Origin of the sequence: Kineococcus indalonis (assembly GCF_009906395.1) — a bacterium.
GTDB classification, from domain to species: Bacteria; Actinomycetota; Actinomycetes; order Actinomycetales; family Kineococcaceae; genus Kineococcus; species Kineococcus indalonis.
Genome location: NZ_JAAALM010000327.1, coordinates 1 through 4,664 on the forward strand (window position 1 = coordinate 1; position 4,664 = coordinate 4,664).

At 76.9% G+C, this 4,664-nt stretch carries 4 protein-coding genes; 2 read left to right on the forward strand and 2 right to left on the reverse strand.

Going from position 1 to position 4,664, the window contains the following annotated elements; genetic code table 11:
- Positions 1-2 precede the first annotated feature (2 nt).
- Entirely contained in the window at positions 3-563 is a 561-nt protein-coding gene (locus GTR00_RS14875; protein ID WP_323132499.1) for a beta-class carbonic anhydrase, read from the reverse strand.
- Between the two features lie 57 nt (positions 564-620).
- Here GTR00_RS14875 and GTR00_RS14880 point away from each other — a divergent pair, with 57 nt between their 5' ends.
- Positions 621-1,223, forward strand: a complete 603-nt coding sequence (locus GTR00_RS14880; RefSeq protein ID WP_166612385.1) for a histidine phosphatase family protein — start codon at positions 621-623, stop codon at positions 1,221-1,223.
- A 94-nt stretch (positions 1,224-1,317) separates the two neighbouring features.
- Positions 1,318-2,748, forward strand: a complete 1,431-nt coding sequence (locus tag GTR00_RS14885; RefSeq protein WP_166612386.1) for a putative bifunctional diguanylate cyclase/phosphodiesterase — start codon at positions 1,318-1,320, stop codon at positions 2,746-2,748.
- Positions 2,749-2,806: 58 nt separating this feature from the next.
- Here GTR00_RS14885 and GTR00_RS14890 read toward each other — a convergent pair whose 3' ends face one another.
- Positions 2,807-4,645, reverse strand: coding sequence for a glycoside hydrolase family 2 protein (locus tag GTR00_RS14890; RefSeq protein WP_166612387.1), 1,839 nt, complete (start codon positions 4,643-4,645; stop codon positions 2,807-2,809).
- Positions 4,646-4,664 lie beyond the last annotated feature (19 nt).

Below are 4,664 nucleotides of genomic sequence, written 5' to 3' on the forward strand. Positions count from 1 at the left end.
CCTCAGGAGCCCCCGGCCCCCGTCGCGCCCGCGTCGTCGTCGGCGTCCACGACGATGCGCACGCGCCCGGTGCGCACGTCGTAGACGCCGCCGGCCACCGGCATCGCCGCGGGCAGGAACGGCCAGGAGCGGATGCGCTGCACGTCCTGCGCCAGCGTCGCCCCCTGGTCGGCGATGGTGCGGAACTCGATGCTGCGCGAGTCCACGCCCTGCGCCAGGACCTTGGCGTGCACGTCGGCGTCGGTGTTCTTCGTCATGCCGCAGTCGGTGTGCGCCAGCACCAGGACGCGCTGCACGCCCAGCAGGTAGGTCGCCAGCACCAGGGTGCGCAGCACGTCGTCGGTCACGCGGGCGCCGGCGTTGCGCAGGATCTTCGCGTCGCCGGGCACCAGGCCCAGCGCCCCCAGCGGGTCGATGCGCGAGTCCATGCAGGTCAGCACGGCCAGCCCGCGGCCGGCCACGCCGGGGCGGCCGGGGTCGGTGAACGCCTGCGCGTAGTCGGCGTTGGCCGTCAGCACGTCCCCGAACGGGGCGTCGGGCAGGGGTGCGGGGTTCTCGGTCACGCGCACATCTCACCACCGGGGGCGCCGGGAGCGCACGGTGCGACTACCGTCGGCGGGGTGTCGATCCTCGTCGTACGCCACGGGCAGACCGCCTGGAGCCTGTCCGGGCAGCACACCGGCACCACCGACGTGCCGCTGACCGCGGTGGGGGAGGAGCAGGCCCGCGCCCTGGCCCCGGCCTTCGCCGGGCGCAGGCTGGCCCTGGTCCTCACCAGCCCGCGCACCCGCGCCCGGCGCACCGCCGAGCTGGCGGGCCTGGCCGCCGCCGCCCCCGTCGAGGTCGACGACGACCTCGTGGAGTGGGACTACGGCGGCTACGAGGGCCGCACCACCGCGGAGGTCTCCGAGGAGCTGGGCCGGCCGTGGTCGGTGTGGCACGACGGCGTCGTGCCCGGCGCCACCCCGGGCGAGACGGTGCAGCAGGTGGCCGTGCGCGCCCGCGCCGCGCTGGCCCGCGCCGCCGCGGCCGACGGCGGGGACGGCGGGGACGTGGTCCTCGTCGCGCACGGGCACTTCCTGCGGGTGCTGGCAGCGTGCTGGCTGGGCCTGTCGCCCACCGCCGGGGCGCTGTTCGCCCTGGACGCCGGCACCTGGGGCGAGCTGGGCCACGAGCACGGCCGCCCCGTGCTGAGCCGCTGGAACGTGCCCGCCGGCGCCTGAGCCCGCTGCCGGCGCCCGCACCGGCCCGCCCCCGGCCGGGGCGTCACCCGACCGGCCCGTTCAGGAGCGGGGGCGCGCGTGCCGATGGGTTCGCGTGGACGCTGCCTGGACCGCCTGGACGAGCGTGGTCGTCGTGACGGCGGTGGCTGCCGTGCTGCTGGTCGCCGTCGTGCGCCACCGCGACCGGCGCAGCGCCCGGGTGGCCCTCACCGACGCCCTGACGGGCCTGGGCAACCGCGCCGCGCTGACCGGGCGGGTGGCCCGGCTGCTGGCCGGCGGCGCCTCGCCGGGGCTGCTGCTGCTGGACCTGGACGGCTTCAAGGACGTCAACGACACCCTCGGGCACACCGCCGGGGACGCGCTGCTGCGGCAGGTCGCCACCGTGCTGCAGCGCACCGCCGGCCCGCAGGCGCAGGTCACCCGCCTGGGCGGCGACGAGTTCGCCGTGCTGGTGCCCTCCCCGGCCCACGGCGCCGAGCTGGAGGTGCTGGCCAAGCGGCTGCTGGCGGCGCTGTCCATCGGCGGCTTCACCTCCGGCGAGGTGCCCCTGGACGTGCAGGGCAGCATCGGCATCGCCGTGGCCGGCGCCGACGGCACCTCCGCCGAGGAGCTCCTCCAGCACGCCGACGTGGCGATGTACGCGGCCAAGCGCGCCCGCGCCGGCGTGCTGCGCTACGACGCCGAGCAGGACCAGCACTCCACCGGTGCCCTGGAGGTCCTCGGGCAGCTGCGCCAGGCGATGGAGGAGGACCAGCTCGTCGTCCACTACCAGCCGAAGGTGGCCGGCGACGGCCGGCTGCTGGGCTTCGAGGCGCTGGTGCGCTGGCAGCACCCCACCCGCGGCCTGCTGCCGCCGGCGGCGTTCCTGCCGTTCGTGGAGCGCACCCGCCTCATCCACGCCCTGACCCGCTGGGTGCTGCTGACCGCGGTGCGGCAGGTGGCGACGTGGCGGGCGCACGGGCTGGACACGACGGTCTCGGTGAACATCAGCGCCGCCAGCCTCGACGAGGGGCTGCTGGGCATGGTCGAGGAGGCGCTGGCGCTGACGCGCTGGCCCCCCGAGCAGCTCGTGCTGGAGATCACCGAGACGGCGATCGTCGTGGACCCGGCCGGGGCGCGGCGCACCGTGCAGCGCCTGCGCGAGCGCGGCGTGCGCGTCTCGGTGGACGACTTCGGCGCGGGCGCCACGAGCCTGGTGCACCTGCGCGGCCTGGCCGTGCACGAGCTGAAGGTGGACCGCCAGTTCGTCAGCGACCTCATGGCGCACCCCGAGGACGAGGTCATCGTCTCCTCCGTCATCGCGCTGGCGCACCGGCTGGGGCTGGTCGTCGTCGCCGAGGGCGTGGAGGACGCGCGCACCGCGGCGAGGCTGCGCGCCATGGGCTGCGACGAGCTGCAGGGCTACCTGTTCGCCCGCCCGCTGCCGGCCGCGCAGGCGCTGGCGTGGGCGCGCGGGGAGCAGGGCCGGCTGGCCGCCGGGTCCGCCGAGCCCGCCGCGGCACCCACCGGCGCCGCGGCGGAGTAGGCCGGCGGAGCGGCGGTCCAGACCGCCGCTGCGCCGGGCGCGCACGGGTGCGGGCGGGTCAGCCCGGCTGCTCGCCGGTGATGATCGCGCGGATGCGCTCGACCGGCAGCTTGGGCCGGCGGTCCTCGTCGAGCAGGCCGTTGGCCTCCTGCACGGTGTCGGTCAGCTGCGTGTAGCAGAAGCCGGCCAGCACCGGGGAGGCGTGCACGGCGGCGAGCAGGTCCGCCAGGCGCGCGGCGAAGTCCTCGGCGTCGGCGGCGGTGGAGTACCCCCACGTGGTGCCCGCGGGCGCGGCCGGGGCGTAGCGCACCCCGCCGAACTCGGTGAGCATCACCGGTTGGCCGCGCTCGGCGCCGCCGGGCAGCCGCAGCCGCCGCCCGGCCGGGCCGGTGCCGGCCAGCAGCTCCCGCACGGCCGCCGCCGAGCCGTAGCGCCCGGCCAGCTCGGCGCCGGTGTCGGCGTAGTCGTGCACGGTCCACAGGTCGCTGTCGGTGTGCTCCCACCCGTCGTTGCTGACGACCGGGCGGCTGGGGTCCAGCGCGCGCGTGAGCGCGGCCAGGCCGGTGGCGTAGTGCTGCTGGGCGCTGCTGGCGGCGATGTGCTGCACGCCCCAGCTCTCGTTGAGCGGCACCCACGTGACGACGCAGGGGTGGCCGGCGTCGCGGTGGACCACCTCCATCCACTCGCGCGTCAGCCGCTGCACGGCCTGCGGGGTGAAGGCGTAGGCGTTGGCGGTCTCCCCCCACACCAGCAGGCCCAGGCGGTCCGCCCAGTGCAGGAAGCGCGGGTCCTCGACCTTCTGGTGCACCCGCACGGCGTTGAAGCCGAGCTCCTTGATCAGCTCGACCTCGCGGCGCAGCGCCGCCGCGTCGGGGGCGGCCAGGTGGGAGGCGGGCCAGTAGCCCTGCTCCAGCACCGAGCGCACGTAGTACGGGTGGCCGTTGAGCAGGAACGCCCCGCCGCCGGTGCCCGCGCTGCGCAGCCCCAGGTAGCTGGCCACCTCGTCGAGGACCTCCTCCCCGGCCAGCACGCGCACCGCGGCGTCGACCAGCCGCGGGTGCTCGGGCGACCACAGCAGCTGCTGCAGGCCCTGGCCGTTGGCCATCGCCGGCAGCGTCACCGTGGTGCGGGTGTGCTGCTGCTCGACGCGCACGCGGTGCTCGGCGAGCACCCGCCCGCCCAGCTCCAGGCGCACGTCCACGGCCACCGGCCCCGTCGGCGCGGCGGTGAGGGAGAGGTCCAGGTGCACCGCCCCGGCGGGCACGTCGGGCGTCCACGTCAGGTGCTCGACGGCGAGCGGGGGCACCACCTCGCACCACACCGGCTGCCAGATGCCGGTGGTGCGGAAGTACCAGATGTCGTGCGGCTCGTCCTGCCAGTCCTGCTTGCCGCGCGGCTGGGTGACGTCGCGCGGGTCGTCCTCGGCGCGCACGACGAGGACGTGCTCGGCTCCCGGGTCGGCCGGGTCCAGGACGTCGGTGAGGTCGACGTGCCAGGGCGTCTGCCCGCCCTCGTGGCCGCCGAGCAGCGCGCCGTCCAGCCACACCTGCGCCGCGTGGTCCACGGCGCCGAAGCGCAGCACGACGCGGTGGCCCTCGCGCACCGCCTCCCAGCCGTCCACGTCGGCCAGGCGCAGGGTGCGCCGGTACCACACGACCGGGTGCGGGCCGGTCTCGCCGACCCCGGACGCGGGGGACTCCGGGGGGTAGGGCACGACGACGTCGCGGTCGAAGACCGAGCGCTCGCCGGGGTCGGCCAGGTGCTGCCAGCGGGCGCCGAGCCCGCGGCGCTCGTCGTCGAGGGCCAGCTGCCACGTGCCGGACAGGTCCGTCCAGCGCTCGCGCAGCAGCTGGGGCCGCGGGTGGGTGCCGTCCTGGGTGGTGGCGGGTGCGAGCACGCCGGGTCCTCTCCTGGGG